This is a genomic window from Thalassobaculum litoreum DSM 18839 (assembly GCF_900102465.1).
Lineage (GTDB): Bacteria > Pseudomonadota > Alphaproteobacteria > Thalassobaculales > Thalassobaculaceae > Thalassobaculum > Thalassobaculum litoreum.
In genome coordinates, this window is record NZ_FNBW01000007.1 from 104,068 (window position 1) to 124,435 (window position 20,368).

Here is a 20,368-nt window from a genome sequence, read left to right on the forward strand (position 1 = left end):
GGTCAGTCGAAACTCTCGTCGATGCGCCGGACCAGATCAGCATCCAACGGTCCCCGGGCTTCCGCCGCCAGGCACATCGCCAGTTCCCGGCGGTTCTTCACCCCGAGGACGACGGTGTCGACGCCGTCCATGGTCAGCGCATAGCGGTGGGCGAGGTCGGCCGGATCCTCGCCGATCTCCGCCGCCAGTGTGCGCCAGCGGCCGGCCCGTTTGTAGTCCAGCATTTCCGGGTGATCGTCGGGCAGGGGGCGGTCGATCTCGGCCGACAGCGCGCCGGCCTGCACCGCCTTGATGCCGAGCACGCCCACACCGTTGGCCTTGGCCGTGGCAATCACGTCGCGCTGCCTGGTAGGGCCGTCATAGAATTTCAGCGCGCCGGGGCTGTCGATCGGGTTGCTGATGGCCTGTACGGCGGCCGGGGCGGGGCTCTCGCCCAGCAGCCGGATGATCGCGTCCGGCTGGCCGATGCCGGTCAGGCCCCAGGCGCCGATCAGGCCCTCGGCCACGAAGGTCTCGAACAGCGGACGCACATGCTCGCAGAACACGGAGTAGGGGGTGACCCGCACGGCGGCGTCCGGATGGCCGCGCATCGGGTGGTCGTCGGGGGCGACGTTGGAATGCAGGAAGAACAGATCGATCTTCTCAAGCTTCATCAGCTTCAGGCTGGTGGCGATGGAGCTGCGCAGGCGGGCCTCGATCTCCGCCGGGGGCGTGCCGCCGAGCAGGCATTTCGTCGTCACCCGCACCCCCGCCGGCAGCCTGCCGCCGAACGCCTCGCCGATCACCGACTCCGCCTCGCCGTCGCCGTAGCGTGGCGCCATGTCGAGCAGGGTGATGCCGCCATCCACCGCCGCCTTCACGGTCGCAAGGCACTCCTCGCGCGTCGTCTTGCCCCAGAGATGGCCGATCCCGCCGCCGCCGAGTGTGAGGGCGCTGACCGGACCGAAGGGCCCGAGATTGCGCTGTTCCATGCGTCTCTCCCGATTTCCTGTTTCGCCAGCAACGCTAGCAGGCGGGGCATGGTCGGGTGTAGCCTTGGAAAAAACAGGGAATACGGGAGGATATGATGAGCGATACCGCACAATCCGCGAGCATGGGCATGGATGCCCGCCCGCTGACCCCGGTCGTTGGCGCCGAGATCCTGGGGATCGACCTGGGCAATGTCGACGACGCCCAGTTCGCCTTCATTCGCCAGGCCTTCGATCGTCATGCCGGGCTGCTGTTCCGCGGCCAGGACCTGTCGCCGGAGCAGCTCGTGGCCTTCAGCCGCCGGTTCGGCGAACTCGACCATGCGCCGATCATGGAGAACGGGCAGACCGCGGTGCCAGGCCTGCCGGAGGTCTATCTCGTCTCCAACATCAAGGGGCCGGACGGCAAGGAGATCGGCAGCCTGGGAGCGGGGGAGGCGGTCTGGCATACCGACATGTCCTATCTCGCCGCCCCGCCGGACATCTCCATGCTGCATGCGATCGAGGTGCCACCGGCCGGTGGCGATACCTGGTTGTGCGGCATGAACGCCGCCTACAACGCCCTGCCCGAGGAGCTGAAACGCCGGGTGAAGGGACTGCGGATCAAGCATGACGGCACCTACAATTCCGGCGGCTATGTGCGCCAGGGGGTGACCCCGACCGATGACCCGCGCGAGAGCCCCGGAACCTATCATCCGGTGGTCATCGCCCATCCGAACACCGGCCAACCGCTGCTCTATCTCGGCCGCCGCCGGATGGCCCATATCGAGGGGCTGGACCTGGCGGAGTCGGAGGCGCTGCTTGACGAGCTGTGGTCCTACGCCACCCGCGAGGAGAACGCCTACCGGCACCATTGGCGGATCGGTGACGTGCTGATGTGGGACAATCGGGCCACCATGCACCGCCGCGACCCGTTCGACGCGGCATCGCGCCGGCTGATGCGCCGAACCCAGGTGAAGGGTGCGCTCAAGCCGGCGGCCTATGCGGGATAATCCTCTGCGGCCGATCAGGTCGCTGGGATTCTGTCGCACATTCCCTAAAATGGCTGAGGATTAGGTTGCGAGCCGGTTGAGCAGATGGGTGCCGAACGTTCCGGGTCTTATGGAAATCGCATGCCCGTCCGCTTGTTTCTGCTGCTGATCTGCCTGTGCGGCGCTCTGGGCGTGTGGGCGCGCCCGGCCCTGGGCCAGACCGGATCGCCGCACGCCGTCCCGACCATTGCCCTGTCCACGATCGGCGACGGTATCGAACTGATCAACCATGCCCTGATCCTGCGGGATCCGGGCGCGGTTCTCGATCTCGACCAGGCGCTGACCTCGCCGGACTGGCAATGGCTGGGACCCGACAGACGCAATGCCGGGATCACTGACGACCTGTTCTGGATCCGCTTCCGTCTGCGCAACGACACCGGGACCGCGCAAGAGGTGGTGGCCAGCTACGACATCGCCAACCTGACGGCGTTCACCGCCTATGTGCGGGTCCCGGACGGCAGCCTGACGCGCACCGACGTCGATCCGGGCCTGCCGTACGATCAGCGTGCCGTCGCCTCGCCGCTGCCGGCCGTGTCGATCCTGCTGCCGGCGGGCGAGGAACGGGACGTGACCGTCGCCTTCGGCAACGCGTTCCCGGTCCCGATGAACACGGACATAAACCTGTGGAGTGCCGCCGGCTTCGACCGTCACACCCTGCTTCTGACGACATTCATCGTCTTTCTGGTCGGCTGTCTGACGACGGCGGCAGCCTTCTGGCTGCTGTACGGGGCGTTCATGCGCCAGGGCCGCATGGTCGTCTATGCGCTGTACATGACGGGGCTGGTCGCGGTCTACCTGAGCTTCACCGGCGTGGGGGAACAGATTCTCTTCCCCTCGACCGTCTGGTTGCGGGGGCTCGGTTTCCACTGGGCCATGTTCTGCGTCGGCGCCGCTTGTCTGGAGTTCGCGCGCCGACATCTCGACATCGCGCGGCTGCATCCCGGCCACGACCGTTTCATGCGGCTGGGCGCGGCGGCCTGCCTCTGCATGGCCGTCGTTTCGTTCCCGAGCCGCTATCCCGAAATCGAGGCGCCGCTCACCTTCGTCGCCATGACGGGAGCCCCGCTTTACGTCACCTGGCGGAGCTGGATCGCCTGGCGCCGGGACGGGATTTCCTATGCCAGCTGGATGGTGATCGGTTGGGGCGGTGTGACGGCGTCGTCCGTGATGGGCGTCTTCGGCAGCGAACTGAACCTGCCCTACCTCGACCTCTCCCAGGCGGAGTTCACGCGTCTGGTCTTCGCTTGCACGGTGGTCGAGAGCCTGTTGTTCAGTGCCTCTCTGGGGCAATGGCTCCGGGGCCAGGAGGTCAGGCGGATCGCCGCGGAAGCCGAGGCCAGTCGGGATTCCCTCACCGGGCTCCTGAACCGTCGGGGATTCGACGCCCAAGTCCTGCACCTGAAACAGGCGGGTCTGTGGCCGGGCCGGCTTTGGCTGGCGCTCATCGACCTCGACCGGTTCAAGGAGATCAACGATACCTACAGCCATGCGGCGGGCGATGCGGTCCTGACCCATTTCGCAACCATGCTGCGCCGGGAGTTTCGGGCCAACGATGTGACCGTGCGCTTCGGCGGCGAGGAGTTCATCCTGCTGTTTGAAGCGGAGTCGGAGGAGGCCGCCTGCTCGGCGGTGGACCGGGTGCGTCGACGCTTCGCCGGCACGCCGACCCGCTACGAGGGGTCGATGATCGGCCATACCCTGAGCGCCGGGCTGGTGCCGGTAGCCGACGGACCCGACGGGGACGAGGCGACCCTGATCGCCATGGCGGACGCGGCGCTGTATGGGGCGAAAAAAGCCGGGCGCAATATCGTCCGGGCCTCTTCCGAACTGACCGATCCAGAGATCGCGCAGCGGCCGGCTCCGGGCGGGTCCGCCGAGCTGTCGCCCCTTATCGAGACGGCAACGGCACGGCAGTGAGGGCCACGGCCGGAGACCGTCGGCCGTGCGATGGGCCTTTCCGATCATTCGGTTTTGATGATAATGCCCAGGATCACCGGCTAGCCGCTCGGATCGGGCCGCGGATGGATCGTGGCCTGATGGAAACGGCATGACTGCTCGCCTCCCGATATTCGTTCTGGTCTTCTGCCTCGTCCTGATCGCTTCGCCCAGCCGCGCCGTCGATTTCCAGGATCTGCCGGAGATCCCCCTTTCGTCACAGCGCGACGATCTGAGCCTTCTCGGTCGCTCGAGCTTCCTGGTGGACCCGGAGGGCGTGCTGTCCCTCGACGCAGCACTGCGATCGGACGGCTGGGAGCCGGCGACCGAGGCGTCGCGGAAGCGTGGCCTGACCAGCGCCAAGTTCTGGATGCGCTTCGCAGTGGTGAACGACACGGCGGTGCCACGCGAACTCGTGGTGACCCATGACGTCGGCCGATTGACCGATTTCGCGATCTTCACCATCTCTCCGGACGGTCAGGTAGACCGCACAGCCTTCGACGCGATGCAGGCCTACGAGGACCGGCCGCTGGCCTATGCGGGAGCGGCGGTGGCGTTCACCGTGCTGGCGGGCGAGCGTCGCGAGGTGGTGGCGCGGTTCGGCAACGACCATGCGATTCCGATCCATCTGAATCTGATGCTGTGGAGCGAGCGGGGGTTCGAACACCACTCGGTGACCAGCACGGCATTCTTCGTGTTCTGGATCGGCTGCCTGGCGACGGCGGCGTCGTTCTGGCTGCTCTACGGCATTTTCATGCGCCAGGCCCGCATGGTCGTCTATGCGGTCTACATGAGCGCCGTCGCCTCGACCTATGTGATCTTCTCCGGTGTCGGGCTTCAGCTCCTGTTCCCCGGGAATTCCTGGTTGCAGCATCTCGGCTTCGACTGGTCGGTGTTTATGCTGACGGCGGCCGCCTACGAGTTCGTCCGACGCCATCTGGATCTCGAGCGCCTGCACCCCCGGCACAACATCGTTCTGCGGGTCGCGGTCGGCTTCTACGCGACTGCGGCCCTCTTGGCGCTGCCGGCCCAGGCCCCGGTCATCGAGACGCCTTTGACCTTCTTCGCGTTGATGACGATGCCGTTCCACCTGACCTGGCTGAGCTGGATTGCCTGGCGGAGCGACGGACTCAAATACGCCTCCTGGATGGCGTTCGGGTGGGGGCTGGTCTCGCTCTCCACCCTGCTGACGGCCAGCGTCACTGCGTACTTCGTGCCGTACCTCGCGATCTCGCACATCATACTCGTGCGGCTGGTCTTTATCGGCATCGTGATCGAGAGCCTGCTGCTCAGCGCATCGCTGGCCCAGTGGCTGCGCGGCCAGGAGGTTCGGCGGATCGCTGCGGAAACCGCCGCCAGCCGGGATTCCCTGACCGGTCTGCTGAACCGTCGGGGCTTCGAGGCCCATGTGCATCACCTGAAGCGCACCGGACTGTGGCCCGGGAAGCTGTGGCTGGTGCTCATCGACCTCGACCGCTTCAAGGACATCAACGACACCTACAGCCATGCCGCCGGCGACGGCGTGCTGACCCATTTCGCCAGCATGCTGCGCCGGGAGTTCCGGGCCAACGACGTGACCGCCCGGTTCGGCGGCGAGGAGTTCATCCTGCTGTTCGAGGCCGAGACCGAGGAGGCCGCCCGGTCGGCCGCCGACCGGGTGCGCCAGCGCTTCGCCGACACGCCGACGCGGTATGACGGATTCAAGATCGGCCACACGCTGAGCGCCGGTCTCGTGCGGGTCGGAAACAGCCCGGACGAGGACGAGGCCACCCTGATCGCCATGGCCGATGCGGCGCTCTACGCCGCCAAGAAGGCCGGCCGGAACCAGGTGCGCGCCTATTCCGACCTGGACGAGATCGAGGGCCAGGGACAGCCGACCCCCGGCAAGGTCGTCGACCTGACGTCGCTGTCCTCGGCGGCTAAGGCGCGTAGCTGAGGGGTAGCCGGGTGGAGAACTTGATCTCCTCCATCGCGAAATTTGAACTCACGTCCATCAGCGGCACCGCCGTGATCAGCCGCTTGTAGATCGCGTCGTAGGTCGCGATGTCGGGGACCACGGCCTTCAGGATGTAGTCGATGTCGCCGCTCATGCGGTAGACCTCGACGATCTCGTCGATGTCGTCGACCGTGCGGGCGAACTGCTCCAGCCAGTCCATGTCGTGGCGGTTGGTCCGCACCCGGACGATCACCGTCACGCCCAGGGCGATCTTCTCGCGGTCCAGCAGCGCCACCCGCCGGCGGATCACCCCGTCCTTCTCCAGCCGCTGGATGCGCCGCCAGCAGGGCGTGGTCGACAGGCCGACCGCCTCGGCGATGTCGGCCAACGCCAGCCCCGCATCCCGCTGCAGCAGGTCCAGGATTTTACGGTCCACATGATCCATAGAAAAATATTCTATAGATCGGCTTCTGCATTGCAATCAAAGCAAACCGTTTCGCCCGGAACGAGGGCACACTTGGCTTACCTGATCGAAGAGGGGGCCAGCATGCGCATGTTCACCGACCACCCCGCCAGCGTCGGCGAGACCTATGGCGAGCATCTCGGCATGGCGAGCGGTTTCGGGTTCCGCATGATCCTCGGCGGGCTGGCCTGCCTGGTACACGGCATCCTTCCGTTCCTGTTCACCAAGACCGGCAGCCGGATCGTCACCGAGCTGCATGGCCGCATGGTGACCCATCGCAACCGGCACGCCGCCGCCGACAGCCGCCAGACCGCCTGACATCCGCTAGAGCCAAATCCGACCATATTGAATCATTTCATGATTCAATATGGTCGGTGAATTTGTCTCTAAGACAATGAGATAGAGCAGATTAACGCACGCGGGCGCGATCACGCAGTGATCCCGTCACCGCACGATCTGCTCTAACCGTCGAAGATCGACAGCTTCAGCGCATACGACTTGCCCAGGAACACAACGTGGTCCCGGTGATCGGCCATGCCGTCGCCGGTATTGGGGTGCATGAAGACGTCGAGCCCGCCGCGGTTCAGGGTCAGCCACGGCAGGAGGCTCGCCAGCAGATCGGGCGCGAAGGCGACCTGATAGCTCCACATCGGGTGCGGACCGACCGGCTTCTCGTGGAACCGGCCCATCTCCGCCGCCGGAAACGCGGCCTGGATCCGGGCGTACAGGTCTCTGGCCGGCGCGGCGGTCTGCGCGTCGAAATAGACATGCGCATGCCAGCTCTCGATGGCCTCCGGCCCGGTCTTCGGTGTCTCGCTCATCGCCTTCTCCCTGGTTCCGCCGGATATACCGCATTTTAGCGGCCTTGGCCGTAACGATGCGACCTTTCCCGAGTCGCCCGTCGCGCAGTGATTTTCCTGCCGAAGAGAAATCAACGCGACCCGCGAGTCGCGGGCTGCCCATCGTCCGCATACAATTGTCTCCTTAGGGTTGATTTCCCAGTATCAGCTTCAGTGGGGGACATCACGATGGCTGAGAGACCGTTTCTCGCAGGAATCGGCCCGATCCATGCCGAATGCGAGTCCAGACGCAGTGAAATCCAGGAATCGTTGATCCGGATCGATCGCGACTTCCACCAGGCCAAGCTCGATCTGCAGGCCTGCGACGACATCGACACCTTCAAGGATCGGTTGCGGGAGGTCGGCAAGTACGTGCCGAGCGCCTTCGACAGCCGGTTCAAGCCGGCGCGGACGGGCGACTGCATCGGCCTCACCGTGCGGGACGACGCCGGCATCGCCGCGACGCTGGGCGTGCGGCTCTACCGCTTCACGGTCACATCCATGGCCGATCACCTGGAGACGCTCAGTCTGTTCTACAGCAACCCGGCCGAGCAGATGATCCCGGGCGAGCGGCTCAGCATTCAGGGCGATGCCGACGCCTATGCCTCGCGCCTTCAGGACAAGGTGTACTGGACGGGTGGGCTGTGGGTGCGCCCGGACCTGCGCGGCCGCCAGACCAATTTCCCCAAACTTCTCGGCATCGCCGCCGGGTCCATGGCCCATGCGCGATGGGGCCGGGTCGGGATGGTCAGCGTCACCGAAAAGGTGATGGCGGAGCGCGGGCTGGTGTCGAAGAGCTACGACATGCAGCACGTTCTCGACAGCATCATCTGGACCCATCCGGCCCGGCCCGAGAAGAAGGAATGGGTGCTGCTGGCCAAGGACGCGGACTACATCGCGCGGCAGACCCTGACCCATAGTGCGGGCGAGGTTCCGTTGATCTATCGCGTGGACGAGAACCGGCGGATCGCGTGACCACCGATACGGGCGGCGTGGCGCCGGTGCGCCGGCCTACGCCGCCTGTCGGGTCTGCGGCACGGGCGACAGCAGGACCAGGACGCCCTGGCCGACATCGCCGAACCCGGCGGTATTGGTCGGGACATCGACCGGAAGCGAGATCCGGTACCACTGGAATTCCTTGAGCCCCTGGCTCGCGAGGATGACGCCTTCGCAGAACTCCACCAGCGGCTCGCGGATGGCCAGTGCGGTGCGGGTCGAGGCCTTGACGGATTCGATCATGCCGCGGTCGGGAACCACCTGGTCGAGGGTTCCGCCCTCGAAGGCGCGCCATGTCGCCGGATCCCAGGGCGCGTTCGGCGAGCCGTGATAACGCATCAGCCGGAACGTCTCGCCATGGGGAACCATGACCTTGATGCCGCGGTTGATACTCGGATCGGTCATCAGGTCCAGGATCGGTGCGCGCAGCGTCGCACCGGACGCCTTCCACGCGGCGATGAGCCGGGCGGCCACCGGGTCGTCGAGCGCGGCGATCCCGGAACTGTCCATACGGCCCCGGCGGATGGAGTCCTTCGGCGCGCGCGGATTGACGATCTCCATGCATTTCAGCACCAGGCTGACCATGCGGTCCGGCCGGTCGTCGGAGATCTTGGTGGTGCCCCGGGCGGTGGTGACCTCGATGCAGCGCAGGCGGGTCGTCGACGGAGCGGTATCGCTCACCAGCCGATCCAGAAGCGTGGTCAGCGCCTGGGTGTGCACAGACCGTGCATCGAAGGAATACTCCTCGAACGCGCCGATGGACGTGCAGCGGATCCATCCCATCGTGTGGATGGCGAACTCGCTAACGTCTTCGCCCAGTCTGCCCAGTTTCGCGGCAAGGTCGGCCACCCGCCCACTCTCGTCGATCCACTGAGTGGTGATGCCGATCAAGCCCGTTGTGCGGCTACTATTGATCATTGCCCCAACCCTGACCTACGTCCCGTCATATCATCGCTTGTATGCGGTTTTGGTCAAGGTCGTTGTGATGAACATTTAGGCAAACAGCCGATTCGCGGGCGACTTTCCACCAAGGCTTGCAGTCCGACGCGAAACGGTTGAAACTCTCCGCGACAGGAAAAGCGCGGCATGCCTCTGGTTGTTTGGCCTCATTGGACTCCACGGGATTAGCGGATGCGTAACATACTTTTGATTGCCGGACCGGTGACCGACCCCAGGCGGTTCATGGCCGAACTCGGTTGCCATCCCGACATCGCCGCGCTGCCGCCGGTGACGCTTGGAAACACACTCCATGCCGTGGCGCGCCGGGCCGTGAGTGCGGCCTCCGCCGGCGACCGGTCGGGCGACGCGCTGCTGACCCTCGCGCGCGAGGAGGGGGGCGCCGCCCTGGCCTCCTATTTCACCACGCTGCGGGCCTCGACCGGCAAGTCCGCAATTGTCCTGCACGATCCGAGCGGGCCGATGTTCCCGTTTCTCAACCCACCCGACATCGATCTGCTGGTCCTGACTCGCGATGCGGAGTCGGCGGCCCGGACCGTGGGCGCCGGCGCGATCACCCGTGTCGTCGAGGCGGCCCGCAAGGCCCTTGAGTCGTTCGAGCGGCGGGTCACGGGTTTCGGTGTCGGCGCGGAGCGCATCCATACCGTCGACGAGGACGAACTGCGCCGGGATCCGCGCGCGCTCTGGCCCGAGATTTGTCGCCGGATCGGCGTCGACGACGGTGTCGCGGCGGTCGATGCCATGGCCCGTCCGTCGGTCACGCCCTGGAGCCTGCGCAGCGGTCGTTTCTGACCCCGCCGGACGCCCGGCCTTCAAACCCCGATTACAACCGGCACTTCGCGGATCGCTCCGATCCGCGCGCCATCGATTGCAGTGCAGCATCGTCCGTCGCATCATCGTCGGAACATCTGCAATGTCGAGCGACGGGGGACTGAATGGCCCATCATCATCTGAAGGCTTCGCCGGAGACCTGCCATTGGGGCTGGTTCGACGCGGGAATGGCGCCCGCCATGACCATCGCCAGCGGCGACCGTGTGACGGTCGAGACCGTGTCCGGCGCGCCCGAGGACCTGCCGGGCGACGGTTACCACATCCCGCCGGAACTGCTCGACATCCACAAGCGCTCCGAGCGCCGGATGCCGGGTCACCTGCTGACCGGGCCGATCGCGGTCGAGGGGGCGGAGCCGGGCGACGTGCTGGAGATCCGCCTGCTCGACATCAAGCTGCGCCAGGACTGGGGCTACACGAAGGTGCGGCCGCTGGCGGGCGCGCTGCCGGAGGATTTCGACGAACCGGACCGCATGACCGTGAATCTCGATGCCGAGCGCAACGTCGGTCGCCTGCCCTGGGGCACCGAGCTTCCGCTGCGCCCGTTCTTCGGCGTGATCGGCGTGGCGCCGCCGGCCGGCTGGGGGGCGATTTCCACGATCCAGCCGCGCAAGAACGGCGGCAATCTGGACAACAAGGAACTGATCGCCGGCACCACGCTCTACCTGCCGGTCTGGACCAAGGGCGGCAAGCTGTCCCTCGGCGACGGCCATGGCGTGCAGGGCGACGGCGAGGTCTGCGTGACCGCCATCGAGACCGCCCTGGAAGGCGAGATCGAAGTGCATCTGCGCAAGGATCTGTCCCTGGACTATCCCCGGGCCGAGACCCCGGACGCGCGGATCACCATGGGCATGAACGCGGATTTGGACAACGCGGCCAGTCATGCGTTACGCCAGATGATCGACTGGATCGTCGACACCACCAACCTGTCGCGCAGTCAGGCTTTCATGCTGATGAGCCTTGCGGCCGACGTGCGGGTGACCCAACTGGTGAACCAGGAGAAGGGCATCCACGTGGTGCTCCCGAAATCGGCGCTGGGCGGAGCCTGAGAGGACCCGTCCGGCCGCATCAGACTGGACGACACGGCATGAAATCTTCGGAGGCGACAATTCTGGTCCTGCCGGGCCTCGGCGGCGGGACGGACGGGCATTGGTACGCACGCTGGCAGGCCGGACTGAAGACGGCCGAATGGGTGGCGCTGGACGACTGGTCCAGCCCGGCCCGCGACGCCTATGTGCAATCGATCCTCGACGCCGTTGCCGGTGCCGACCGGCCGGTCGTGCTGGTGGGTCACGGCTACGGCTCCCTGGCCGCTGTCCATGCCGCCTCCGACCTGGCGGACGGCAAGGTTCGGGGTGCCTTCCTGGCGGCGGTGCCGGATATCGAGGCGGCGGATCACGGCGTGGCCGAGGGCTATCGCCCGCTGCCGCGCGATCCGCTGCCGTTCCCGTCGCTGGTCCTGGCCAGCCGGAACGATCCGCATTGCGCCTTCGAGGTGGCGGAGGATCTGGCCGGCGCCTGGGGCTCCCGGCTGGTCGATCTGCGGGAAAGCGGAAACGTGGACCCGGACAGCGGACACGGACCCTGGCCGGAGGGGCTGATGACCTTCGGCAAGTTCCTGGGCCAGCTTCCCCCAGCCTGATCGGCGGGCGCTATCCGACCAGCCGGGTCAGCGCGTGGCGGCCGGCGTCGAGCACATGGTCGAGATCGTTCGGGTGGACATGGGGGTAGTGCTTGACCAGCCATTCCGCGGCCTCGAACGGCGTGTCCTTGTTGCGCTCGTGGTCGATGGTGGCGTCGAGCAGGCCCACCAGGATGGCAACCTTGTCCAGGCGGGAGACCGCCTGGTAGCGCGGCGCCGCGCCGTCGCCGTCCTCGCGCGCTTCACCGAAAATGTCGAACGCCATGGGATCCTCCGCCTGCCGGCCGATCCTGTCCGGATCTCCCACCCACCGTACGCGGCGCCGGCCCGGCGTCAAGCTCAGCCGTAGCGCTCCAGCGAGCGGCCGTGCCAGTGCGGCGCGCGCTCCCAGCCGCAGGCGACGGCGAGCCCGTCGGCCTCGCGGCTGACGATCAGCAGGGTCTCGTCCTCGGCCCCGGTGATGAAGGCGCGGCAGGTCCCGGGGTCCAGTTCCCAGCCGGTCGCCGCGGGCAGCCGGGCGACGAGGCGGTCCAGGGCGCGAAGATCGGTCGGGCTCCAGGCGCGTGCGCGCGGTCGGTGTTGGAACGCGATGACCTCACCCATTCCGGCCTCCTCAGGACGCTGACGGTCTCAAGGTAGGCCTCGCCCGAGCGGCAGGAAACGGCCTCGCGCGCCTTTCAGGCGAACGTGATCGGCGGTGAGGGGGCGTTCCCCTTCTCCCACTCCCCGGAACACGTCCGGGGAGTGGGAGAGGGCGGGCAACTCGCCGCTTACACCGGCGCGCTCATGACCAGGCCGCCATCGACCACGATCTCCGTCGCCGTCACGTATTTCGCCTCGTCGCTGGCCAGGAACAGCGCCGCGTAGGCGATGTCCCAGGCGTCGCCCATATGGCCCATCGGCACCTGGGCGTTCCGTTTGGCGATCAGCGCCTGGGCGTCGTTGTTGCCGCGCTGACCGGCGAGCCGCGCCTCCACTAGCGGGGTGTGCATGAGCCCGGGGACCACCGTGTTGCAGCGGATCTTCTCCTTGGCATAGCTCACGCCGATGGCGCGGGAGAGCTGCACCACCCCGGCCTTGGCGGCGGCATAGGCGTGGATCGGCGTGCCGATATGGCGGTAGCCGGCGACCGAGGCGACGTTGATGATCGCCCCGCCGCCGCCCTTGCGCATGTGCGGGATCGCGTGGTGGCAGCCGAGATAGACGGTCTTCAGATTGTGGTCCATCTGAGCGTCCCAGGTGGCGACGTCCATCTCCTCCACCGTGCCGGGATGGGAGCCGCCCACATTGTTGTGCATCACGTCGAGCCGGCCGAACCGGTCGACGCAGTCGGCCAGCAGCCGCTCCACCGTGTCGTCGTTGGTGAGGTCGCCCGCCTCGGCATGGACCTTCGCCCCTTCCTGCGCCACCAGTCGGGCGGTCTCCTCCACCGCCGCCTTGTCGCGGTCGATCAGATAGAGCGTGGCGCCTTCGCGGGCGTAGAGCACCGCGCACGCCTTGCCGTTGCCCCAGCCCGGGGCGACCGAGCCGGCGCCCGCGACCACCACCACCTTGTCCTTCATCCGATCGACCATGCCCGTTTCCTCGTCGTTGGTTTTTTCATGAACCACGATTCATACCCAATCGGCGGCGGGTAGGGCGAGGCGCTATCGCCACCCGGCGCGTGCCGGTGCTAGCGTTCCGGGACCCGCCCGTCTCCGCCGCCAAAGGAACCGTGCCGTGACCCTTCCCGTCGATACCCTGACGCCAGAGGCCGTCGCCCCCTTCGGCTGGCTGCTCGGCAAGCCGTATCCCGAAGCCGCCAATGCGGTGGCTTTCACCAATGCGGCGACGGATTTCCGCCGGGAGCACCTCTTTCACCCGGGCGAGGGGGGCGAGGTCGAGGTGCTGTGGGTGAGCTACCGTAACGCCGACCCGACGGTCGATACGCTTGAGCGCCACCTGCTGACCCAGCAGGCGGTGGTGCCGCTGGTCGGCGGCATCGTCCAGATCCTGGCGACCTCGCTGCCCGACGGCACGCCGGATCTCGACTGCCTGCGGGCGTTCAGCGTGCCGCCGGGCATGGGGATATGCATGAAGCCGGAGGTCTGGCACGCCACCCGCAGCACGGGCTCGACCTGCCTGATGCTTACCCGCCCGACGACGACGGTGGACCTGATCGGGCATATGGCCCACGGCCGCACACCCACCGAGACCGAACTCCACGACGTGCAGGGGATCCGGCTGGCGTCGGCGCCGATCTGATCCGGCCCGTCGTCAGGGCGCGCGACCGCGCAGGCAGGCCACCGCCACCAGCAGCCAGCCGAGGATCTGCAGCGTGCCACCGACCGGTGCGAGCATCGGTACCGGCGCGCTGCCCTGGACCGCCTGGATATAGACGGAGCCGCAGAACGCCAGGGCGCCGAAGGCGACCGCCAGCACGCCGGCGAGCCCGAGACGTCCGCCGATATGCGGCCAGAGCGCGGCGATCGCAAGCAAGCCCAGGCTGTTGGCCGTATGCCAGAACGAGGCGGTGCGCCAGAGCTCCCGGGCGGCCGGCTCGGAGCCGATCGCGTGGGCGCCGACGGCTCCCAGCGCGACCGCCAGGCTGAGGGAGAGGGCGGCGATGGCGGCGACGGGTCTGTTCATGGCGGCGTGTCCTGCCAAGTCTCGAAGGCGCCAGCTATAGCGCGCCACGGGTCACGCCCCCAAGTATCGACATCTTGGAACCGGCTTTCTCCGGCGCGGGCGGACGCTGGGGTGTTTGCAATCCTCCACGAACTGCGTAAGACGAACCGAGCATTTCGAGACGGTGCCTGCGTGATCTATCTACGGTCCTCCCTGTTCAACGTGGTCTGGATGGTGTGGTCGCTCCTGATGGCGGCGACGGTCCCCATCAACCTGCTGTTCCACCGCGGCGACGACGGACGCTTCGTGCGCAGGGTCAGCCGCGTGTGGTCGCGGGGCACGACCTGGCTGCTGGCGTCGATCTGCGGGCTGCATTATCGGGTGGAGGGGCGCGAGCACCTTCCCGACGGCCCGGCCTTCCTCGCCTGCAAGCACCAGTCGGCGTTCGAGACCTTCGTGATGAACGCCGTCGTCCCGGATCTCTGCATCATCTACAAGCGCGAGCTGGACGCGATCCCGCTGTTCGGCTGGTTCCTGCGGCGCTCGAGGATGGTCTCGGTCGAGCGCGGCGGCGGCGCCTCGGCGCTGCGGGACATGCTGGAGCGGGCCAAGGCGGAGGCCAGCAAGGGACGCTGCGTGCTGATCTTCCCGGAAGGGACGCGGGTGGCGGTCGGTGAGCGCGGCGTGGCCCATGCGGGCCTGATCGCGCTGGTGCGCAGCCTGAAACTGCCGGTGGTGCCGGTGACCCTCAATTCCGGCCTCTACTGGCCGCGGAAATCGCTGCTACGGTATCCGGGGGAGGTCATCATCCGCTTCATGCCGGCCATCGAAGACGTGGAACGCTTCGGCCGCAAGGATATGGAGGCGCTGGTGGAGACCATCAGTGCCGAATCCGACCTGTTGTGCGGCATCGACCGACCTGGAGACGCGTGAACGCAATGCCCAAGGCCCGTCAGATCTATTCAGTCCAGGGTGTCGACTCCGAGCCCCGTGCCGGCGGCAAGGCGGCGCGGGAGGTCGGCCGATCGCTGATCACCGAGGCGCTGGTCCGCCGGGCGAGTGCCGCCGTGGCCGCCCGCGTCGACCTGCTGCGGCAGAACCTGGCGGCCCGGGGGGCTCTGCCGGCCGACGCGCCCGACGGCGCCACCGTCGTGGCGGCCTTCGAACGCAGCTACGCCCGCCGGCCCCTGCGCGACAATGCCGGCGGCACCATGCGCAACTCCTCGACCTGGCTCTTCGCCGTCGCCGCCCTGCTGCGGCCGCCGGCGATCGTCGAGTGCGGGACCTTCAAGGGGCACTCGTCCTGGCTGATGGCCGAGGCGTCGCCGGAGACCCGGATCATCACCTTCGACGTGATGCGCGAGGACGGACGGCTGCGCGACAAGCGGATCGAGTACCGGCTCGGCGACTGGAGCGACGCCAAGGACCTTGAGACCCTGCCGGAAGGTACGCTCTGCGTCTTCGACGACCACATCTCCCATCGCCTGCGCCTGGAGCAGGCCAGGGCCCGGGGCGCCAAACTGGCCCTGGTCGACGACGACTACGACGCGCTGACCCTCTACGCGACCGGCTCGCCGCCGGTGCCGACCGTGGCGATGCTGACCGACCCGGACCTGCCGGCGGGTACCCGTTGCGAGTGGGAGCGCCCGGGCAAGCGCTACTCCTATACGGTCAGCGAGGCGGACCTGCAGGCCGGGCGGGACCTGATCGACTGGACCGAGCCGATGCCCGACCTGACCTCGGTGAACCGCTATGTCGCCCAGGCGCCGATGACCCTGGTGGGCCTGCGCTAGCGCATTGAAGATCGTGATCTGCCGCCGGGACCGCCCCGCCCTTCGAGCCATGCGAAATACGCGGATCGCGGCATGCGATATCTGCGCTGATCGTGGGTCGGAAACGGCGCGATAGTTCTGACTGCCGGCCGGCTCGTGCTCGGTGGCCGGCCCATGCACTGAGCCCTGGTTCCCATTTTCATGACCACCACCCTGATCACCCTTCTGCTGGGCGTCGGCCTGTCCGCCTTGGCGCTGGTCGCCACGCCGCTGGCTGCGCGGCTGACCCATCGCATGCCCGACCCGGATTCCGGCTACTTCTCGACCACCCTGATGGCGCTGCTGATCACATCCGCCTTCGGCGGTGGCGCGATCAGTTCGATCATCTGGATTGCCGGGATGGGGAGTACCGCGGCCATGGTCCTGATTCCGGCCTATGTCATCGTCATGTTCGTGGTCGGACGCTTCACCTGGAAGGCGCTTGGCCCGCACCAGCATGTTGTCCCCATGGTCCCCGGCGCCCATCCGGCCGGCGCGTGACCATGGCGTCCAGAGGTGTGCCTTTGGCGACAGCGGCCCTGGTCGGGCTGCTGTTCGCCGGCACGATCGGCGTGGATGGCGTGGCGACCGTCTGGGTCGCCCTCTCCCTGGCCGATCTGCCGACGGCGGTGCTCTGGGGCGCCGCCGGGCTGACCGCGCTGGGCATGGCCGTCCTGACCGGCCGGCTGATGCTGTCGACCTGGCGAGTCGAACGCCGGGGGATCGCGTCCCTGGATATCCCGTCCCTGGAGCGTTAGAGCAGATCGTGCGCTGACGGGATCACGTCGTGATCGTGTCAGCGTGCCTGAATCCGCTCTATCCTATTGTCTCTCGCTCCGGGGGAAGGTGACGGCCTCGACCTTGTTGCCGTCCGGATCGCGGATGAAGGCCCCGTAATAGGTGGTCATCGATGCCTGCCTCGGGCCGGGCGCGCCGTCGCTGCGCCCGCCAAGGGCGACCGCGGCGCTGTGAAAGGCGTCCACCGCCGCCCTGTCCGGGGCGCGCAGGCAGACATGTGCCCCGGTATCCGGCGGGGCGGGCGCCAGATTCTCGCGCAGGTTCACCCAGAACTCCGGATACCGCTTGCCGAACCCCACGGTCCGCTCCCGTTCCACCAGCCGGGTCAGTCCGAGCGGGGCGAGAACCCCTTCCCAGAACGCGGCAGACCGGAGCAGATCACTGACCGGGATGGAGATGTGGTCGATCATGGCGGCGCCGTGTGGGCCCAGGCTGGGTATGGCGGGGTCCCGTACGACAGGCCCCCGTACGACAGGCCCCCGTGCGACCGGGCCCCGTACGACCGGGCTCCGTAAAGCCGGGCTGAGCAGCGGCATTTGGATGCTGGCATGTCGGGTCTTCTCCCTCGTGGCCTGACGCTCGTCCAGCCCACAGTCTAGCGGTTTGTTCGGCGCTGTCCCGCCCGGGTTCTCTGCCGTGCCGCGGATCCTCTAAAAGCATTGTAAGTATATGAAAATCAATGTTTTGACTCAGATCAAAACCCGAATTGTTCAGTTCTTGTTTACCTGAAGGCTGTTAGTCTGATCCCCGTCGACCTGGATCGGACTGGGGAGGAGGAGGCCATGGCCAAGGTGAAGGTGACGCCCACGGGACGCGAAGCGCCGTTCCATGACGGCGAGTTGATCGTGTCGAAGACCGACCTCAAAGGCCGGATCACATACTGCAACGACGTGTTCCTGCGGGTGGCGGGATTCCAGGAGCAGGAGCTGATCGGCGCCCCGCACAGCATCATCCGTCATCCGGACATGCCGCGGTCGGTGTTCAAGCTGCTGTGGGACACGATCGGCGCCGGCAACGAGATCTTCGCCTATGTGATCAACATGGCCAGGAACGGCGATCATTACTGGGTCTTCGCCCATGTCACGCCGAGTTACGACAGTTCGGGCCGGATCGTCAGCTACCATTCGAACCGCCGCAAGCCACGCGCCGACGCCGTGGCCGCGGCCAGCGGCCTGTACAAGCAGCTCAAGGCCATCGAGGACGCGCCCTCGAACCGCAAGGACGGCATGCAGGCCGCCACCGAAGAGCTTCTCAGCATCCTCGCCAAGAAGGAGATCGGCTATGACCGCTTCGTGCTCTCTCTCTAGGACGAAGGCGACCCTGACGGTCGCGGTGGTCGCCTCGGTGGCGAGCGCGGCCCTGCCGTTCCTGCCGGTGCCGTATGCCGGTCTGGCAGCGTCGGCCTGCGCGGTGCTGGCGGCGCTCGGCGCGGTCCTCGCCTTCGTGTACCTGGCCCGGATCCAGCGCTGGATCGACCGAACGGCCGCTGTCGCCAAGGGTGTTGCCAAGGGCGATTTCGAACAGCGTCTGGTCATGATCGAGGAGACCGGCGCGCTGGGGCGGATGCTGTGGTCGGTCAACGACATGGTGGACATGGCCGACGCCTTCGTGCGCGAGGCCGGTGCCGCCATGGAAGCCGTCGAGCAGGGCAAGTTCTTCCGCCTGATCCGCCCGGAAGGCCTGAACGGCCTCTATCTGCGGAACGCACAGCAGATCAACGACGCGACGGCCAGCATGGGCACGCGTCTGGACGCCTTCGCGGAATTGACCGATCGTTTCGAGGGCAAGGTCTGGTCGGTGGTCGACGGCGTCTCCGCCGCGGCCGAGAAACTTCGGACCACCTCCGGGACGCTGAAGACTCAGGCGGGCGAGACCACGCGCCAGGTCGCCGGCGTGTCGGCTGCGACCGAGGAGGCCTCCTCCAACGTGGAGACGGTGGCCTCGGCGGCGGAGGAGCTGTCGGCGTCGATCATGGAAATCACCCGGCAGGTCCGGGAAGGCAGCCGCGTCACGACCGCCGCCAGCAAGGAGGCGGAGGCCGCCGACAAGCTGGTGGGGACCCTGTCCCAGGCGGCGGAGGAGATCGGTACGGTCGGCTCCCTGATCACCGACATCGCCGAACAGACCAACCTGCTGGCCTTGAACGCAACCATCGAGGCGGCACGGGCGGGGGAGGCCGGAAAGGGCTTCGCCGTCGTCGCCAGCGAGGTGAAGTCGCTCGCCAACGAAACCTCGAGCGCGACCCAGCGGATCCAGGAACAGGTCGGCGCGATCCGCGAGGCAACGGCCAACGTGGTGCAGGCGATCCAGACCATCGTGTCGTCGATCGCCGAAGTGTCCTCGGTCACCGGCTCCATCGCCGCCGCGGTGGAGCAGCAGTCCTCGGCGACCAACGAGATCTCCCGCAACGTTCAGGAAGCCTCGGCCGGAACGCGGGAGGTCGCCCGCAGCACGGAAACCGTGGCGCAGTCCGCCCGGGAGACCGACGGGGCCGCCTCGGACCTCAGCTCGGCCTCCAGCGACCTGGCCGAGCAGGCCAAGACGTTGCGCAGCGAGGTGCAGGAGTTCCTGTCGGTGGCTCGCCGGTCGGCCTGAGCGACGCGGCGACGATCAGCGGCGACGATCAGTCGAGAAACCCGGGCTGCGCCTCCAGCGTGACCCGGGCGATCGACCCGAATGGGTGGGCGTATCCGTAGAACGCGAAATTGCTCGCCTGCATGTCGGGATCGGCCGCGATGCGGGCTTCGTACTCCGCCCCCAGCGCCCGGAACGCGGTATCGGTCTCGACATCCCGCTGCCACGTGCCGGCCGTGCGGTCCAGCATCTCCTCGGTGGCGGCGAGAAGCTCGTCCGGAGAGTTGTCGCGCACCTCGTATCCCGCCTCGGCGATCTTATCGCTGAAGAGGATGGCAGGAATGCCGGCATCGAGAATCTGGCGATACCGCATCGGCTCGGCTGAGCCGGCGACGTGATAGTGTTTGAACAGCGTCAGATCGTCGTTGTACGGCATGTTCATGTGTTCGAATGGCGCATTGGTCCTCAGTACCGGGCGGCCGAAGGCGCCGGCGACCCAGATCGGTCCTGAGTTCTGCGCCAGACCGAATGCGTTTCGGGCGAGAACGAAGAGATCAACCGCGCGATCGACCTCCCCCCAGTCCGGAATATTGACATATGCGTCGGGGGGAAAGCCCATCGTGTCCAGTCCGGGCTCGCCGATCCTGATGACCCGGTAGCCGGCCTCGATCAGCCGGCGGATCGACGGCTGATAGGTTTCGACCTTCGGCGTGCGGTAGGCGTGGTACGTCATGCCCGGCACGTAGGCGAGCGTTCGGTTGTGGAAGAAGACGAACGGCGCGTCAGGGTCGATCTCATGGGCGCTCAGGATTTCGCGGGCGATGGATTCCGCCTCTTCCGGCAGTTCCAGGAACTTCACCGCCCCTCCGGCCAGAACATGGCGATAGAACCGGATGAAGATGCTGCGTGGGCCGGCGAACAGGCAGTCGAGGTTGCCGATACGATGGAAGCCCGCATCCTTCGTGCCGAGCACGAGGGCGTCG

25 protein-coding genes are annotated in these 20,368 nt (G+C 67.1%); 15 read left to right on the forward strand and 10 right to left on the reverse strand.

What is annotated here, in order from left to right:
- Window positions 1–2: 2 nt before the first annotated feature.
- Window positions 3–971 carry an aldo/keto reductase gene (locus BLS34_RS12600; RefSeq protein ID WP_028794038.1) on the reverse strand — a complete coding sequence of 323 codons (969 nt, stop codon included), beginning with the start codon at window positions 969–971 and terminating at the stop codon, window positions 3–5.
- 95 nt (window positions 972–1,066) lie between these two features.
- Here BLS34_RS12600 and BLS34_RS12605 point away from each other — a divergent pair, with 95 nt between their 5' ends.
- The 3 genes from BLS34_RS12605 to BLS34_RS12615 all read left to right on the forward strand — a co-directional run bounded on the left by BLS34_RS12605 (window position 1,067) and on the right by BLS34_RS12615 (window position 5,870).
- Window positions 1,067–1,960, forward strand: coding sequence for a TauD/TfdA dioxygenase family protein (locus BLS34_RS12605; RefSeq protein ID WP_215906099.1), 894 nt, complete (start codon window positions 1,067–1,069; stop codon window positions 1,958–1,960).
- Window positions 1,961–2,080: 120 nt separating this feature from the next.
- Window positions 2,081–3,916, forward strand: coding sequence for a sensor domain-containing diguanylate cyclase (locus BLS34_RS12610; RefSeq protein ID WP_175474209.1), 1,836 nt, complete (start codon window positions 2,081–2,083; stop codon window positions 3,914–3,916).
- Between the two features lie 130 nt (window positions 3,917–4,046).
- Window positions 4,047–5,870, forward strand: a complete 1,824-nt coding sequence (locus BLS34_RS12615) for a sensor domain-containing diguanylate cyclase (protein ID WP_093150795.1) — start codon at window positions 4,047–4,049, stop codon at window positions 5,868–5,870.
- Here BLS34_RS12615 and BLS34_RS12620 read toward each other — a convergent pair.
- Window positions 5,854–6,315, reverse strand: a complete 462-nt coding sequence (locus tag BLS34_RS12620; RefSeq protein ID WP_093150797.1) for an Lrp/AsnC family transcriptional regulator — start codon at window positions 6,313–6,315, stop codon at window positions 5,854–5,856. The genes BLS34_RS12615 and BLS34_RS12620 overlap by 17 nt on opposite strands.
- A gap of 72 nt (window positions 6,316–6,387) precedes the next feature.
- Between BLS34_RS12620 and BLS34_RS12625 the strand changes: the two genes are divergently transcribed.
- A complete protein-coding gene (locus tag BLS34_RS12625) occupies window positions 6,388–6,651 on the forward strand; it encodes a DUF6356 family protein (RefSeq protein WP_245701970.1) in 264 nt (87 codons plus the stop codon).
- 143 nt (window positions 6,652–6,794) lie between these two features.
- Here BLS34_RS12625 and BLS34_RS12630 read toward each other — a convergent pair whose 3' ends face one another.
- Complete coding sequence (locus tag BLS34_RS12630) at window positions 6,795–7,154, reverse strand: DOPA 4,5-dioxygenase family protein (protein ID WP_093150799.1); 360 nt, start codon at window positions 7,152–7,154, stop codon at window positions 6,795–6,797.
- 207 nt (window positions 7,155–7,361) lie between these two features.
- Between BLS34_RS12630 and BLS34_RS12635 the strand changes: the two genes are divergently transcribed.
- Entirely contained in the window at window positions 7,362–8,147 is a 786-nt protein-coding gene (locus BLS34_RS12635; protein WP_139189294.1) for a hypothetical protein, read from the forward strand.
- Window positions 8,148–8,183: 36 nt separating this feature from the next.
- On the opposite strand, the gene BLS34_RS12640 is transcribed toward BLS34_RS12635, so the two are convergent.
- Window positions 8,184–9,086: a hypothetical protein gene (locus BLS34_RS12640; protein WP_139189296.1), complete on the reverse strand. Its 903-nt coding sequence runs from the start codon at window positions 9,084–9,086 to the stop codon at window positions 8,184–8,186.
- A gap of 213 nt (window positions 9,087–9,299) precedes the next feature.
- Here BLS34_RS12640 and BLS34_RS12645 point away from each other — a divergent pair, with 213 nt between their 5' ends.
- The 3 genes from BLS34_RS12645 (at window position 9,300) to BLS34_RS12655 (ending at window position 11,595) form a co-directional block, all read left to right on the forward strand.
- Complete coding sequence (locus BLS34_RS12645) at window positions 9,300–9,917, forward strand: hypothetical protein (RefSeq protein ID WP_139189298.1); 618 nt, start codon at window positions 9,300–9,302, stop codon at window positions 9,915–9,917.
- Window positions 9,918–10,060: 143 nt separating this feature from the next.
- Window positions 10,061–11,002 (forward strand): acetamidase/formamidase family protein, encoded by a 942-nt coding sequence (locus BLS34_RS12650; RefSeq protein WP_093150803.1) that lies wholly within the window; start codon window positions 10,061–10,063, stop codon window positions 11,000–11,002.
- Between the two features lie 38 nt (window positions 11,003–11,040).
- Entirely contained in the window at window positions 11,041–11,595 is a 555-nt protein-coding gene (locus tag BLS34_RS12655; RefSeq protein ID WP_093150805.1) for an RBBP9/YdeN family alpha/beta hydrolase, read from the forward strand.
- 10 nt (window positions 11,596–11,605) lie between these two features.
- On the opposite strand, the gene BLS34_RS12660 is transcribed toward BLS34_RS12655, so the two are convergent.
- The 3 genes from BLS34_RS12660 to BLS34_RS12670 form a co-directional block, all read right to left on the reverse strand.
- Window positions 11,606–11,860, reverse strand: a complete 255-nt coding sequence (locus tag BLS34_RS12660) for a hypothetical protein (protein ID WP_028794050.1) — start codon at window positions 11,858–11,860, stop codon at window positions 11,606–11,608.
- A gap of 74 nt (window positions 11,861–11,934) precedes the next feature.
- Window positions 11,935–12,198 (reverse strand): hypothetical protein, encoded by a 264-nt coding sequence (locus tag BLS34_RS12665; RefSeq protein WP_038013961.1) that lies wholly within the window; start codon window positions 12,196–12,198, stop codon window positions 11,935–11,937.
- 167 nt (window positions 12,199–12,365) lie between these two features.
- The gene (locus BLS34_RS12670; protein ID WP_028794051.1) at window positions 12,366–13,169 is read right to left on the reverse strand and encodes an SDR family NAD(P)-dependent oxidoreductase; all 804 of its coding nucleotides are present in this window, start codon (window positions 13,167–13,169) and stop codon (window positions 12,366–12,368) included.
- Between the two features lie 145 nt (window positions 13,170–13,314).
- Here BLS34_RS12670 and BLS34_RS12675 point away from each other — a divergent pair, with 145 nt between their 5' ends.
- Complete coding sequence (locus BLS34_RS12675) at window positions 13,315–13,839, forward strand: ureidoglycolate lyase (RefSeq protein WP_093150807.1); 525 nt, start codon at window positions 13,315–13,317, stop codon at window positions 13,837–13,839.
- A 12-nt stretch (window positions 13,840–13,851) separates the two neighbouring features.
- On the opposite strand, the gene BLS34_RS12680 is transcribed toward BLS34_RS12675, so the two are convergent.
- Window positions 13,852–14,223: a DUF423 domain-containing protein gene (locus BLS34_RS12680; protein ID WP_093151044.1), complete on the reverse strand. Its 372-nt coding sequence runs from the start codon at window positions 14,221–14,223 to the stop codon at window positions 13,852–13,854.
- Window positions 14,224–14,394: 171 nt separating this feature from the next.
- Here BLS34_RS12680 and BLS34_RS12685 point away from each other — a divergent pair, with 171 nt between their 5' ends.
- The 4 genes from BLS34_RS12685 (at window position 14,395) to BLS34_RS12700 (ending at window position 16,771) form a co-directional block, all read left to right on the forward strand.
- On the forward strand, window positions 14,395–15,135 hold the full coding sequence (locus tag BLS34_RS12685) for a lysophospholipid acyltransferase family protein (RefSeq protein WP_038013963.1): 741 nt from the start codon (window positions 14,395–14,397) through the stop codon (window positions 15,133–15,135).
- Window positions 15,136–15,140: 5 nt separating this feature from the next.
- The gene (locus BLS34_RS12690; protein WP_093150812.1) at window positions 15,141–15,995 is read left to right on the forward strand and encodes an O-methyltransferase; all 855 of its coding nucleotides are present in this window, start codon (window positions 15,141–15,143) and stop codon (window positions 15,993–15,995) included.
- A gap of 180 nt (window positions 15,996–16,175) precedes the next feature.
- Window positions 16,176–16,514 (forward strand): hypothetical protein, encoded by a 339-nt coding sequence (locus BLS34_RS12695; RefSeq protein WP_093150815.1) that lies wholly within the window; start codon window positions 16,176–16,178, stop codon window positions 16,512–16,514.
- A 2-nt stretch (window positions 16,515–16,516) separates the two neighbouring features.
- Window positions 16,517–16,771, forward strand: a complete 255-nt coding sequence (locus BLS34_RS12700) for a hypothetical protein (RefSeq protein WP_139189300.1) — start codon at window positions 16,517–16,519, stop codon at window positions 16,769–16,771.
- Between the two features lie 63 nt (window positions 16,772–16,834).
- Here BLS34_RS12700 and BLS34_RS12705 read toward each other — a convergent pair whose 3' ends face one another.
- On the reverse strand, window positions 16,835–17,221 hold the full coding sequence (locus tag BLS34_RS12705) for a VOC family protein (protein WP_093150818.1): 387 nt from the start codon (window positions 17,219–17,221) through the stop codon (window positions 16,835–16,837).
- 372 nt (window positions 17,222–17,593) lie between these two features.
- Here BLS34_RS12705 and BLS34_RS12710 point away from each other — a divergent pair, with 372 nt between their 5' ends.
- Together BLS34_RS12710 and BLS34_RS12715 are read left to right on the forward strand one after the other, a co-directional pair.
- Window positions 17,594–18,118 carry a PAS domain-containing protein gene (locus BLS34_RS12710; protein WP_028794057.1) on the forward strand — a complete coding sequence of 175 codons (525 nt, stop codon included), beginning with the start codon at window positions 17,594–17,596 and terminating at the stop codon, window positions 18,116–18,118.
- Complete coding sequence (locus BLS34_RS12715) at window positions 18,093–19,406, forward strand: methyl-accepting chemotaxis protein (RefSeq protein WP_093150820.1); 1,314 nt, start codon at window positions 18,093–18,095, stop codon at window positions 19,404–19,406. Before BLS34_RS12710 ends, BLS34_RS12715 begins: the two co-directional genes overlap by 26 nt.
- A 28-nt stretch (window positions 19,407–19,434) precedes the next feature.
- Here the strand turns inward: BLS34_RS12715 and BLS34_RS12720 are convergent, their stop codons facing one another.
- Window positions 19,435–20,358: a TIGR04372 family glycosyltransferase gene (locus tag BLS34_RS12720; protein WP_175474210.1), complete on the reverse strand. Its 924-nt coding sequence runs from the start codon at window positions 20,356–20,358 to the stop codon at window positions 19,435–19,437.
- Window positions 20,359–20,368 lie beyond the last annotated feature (10 nt).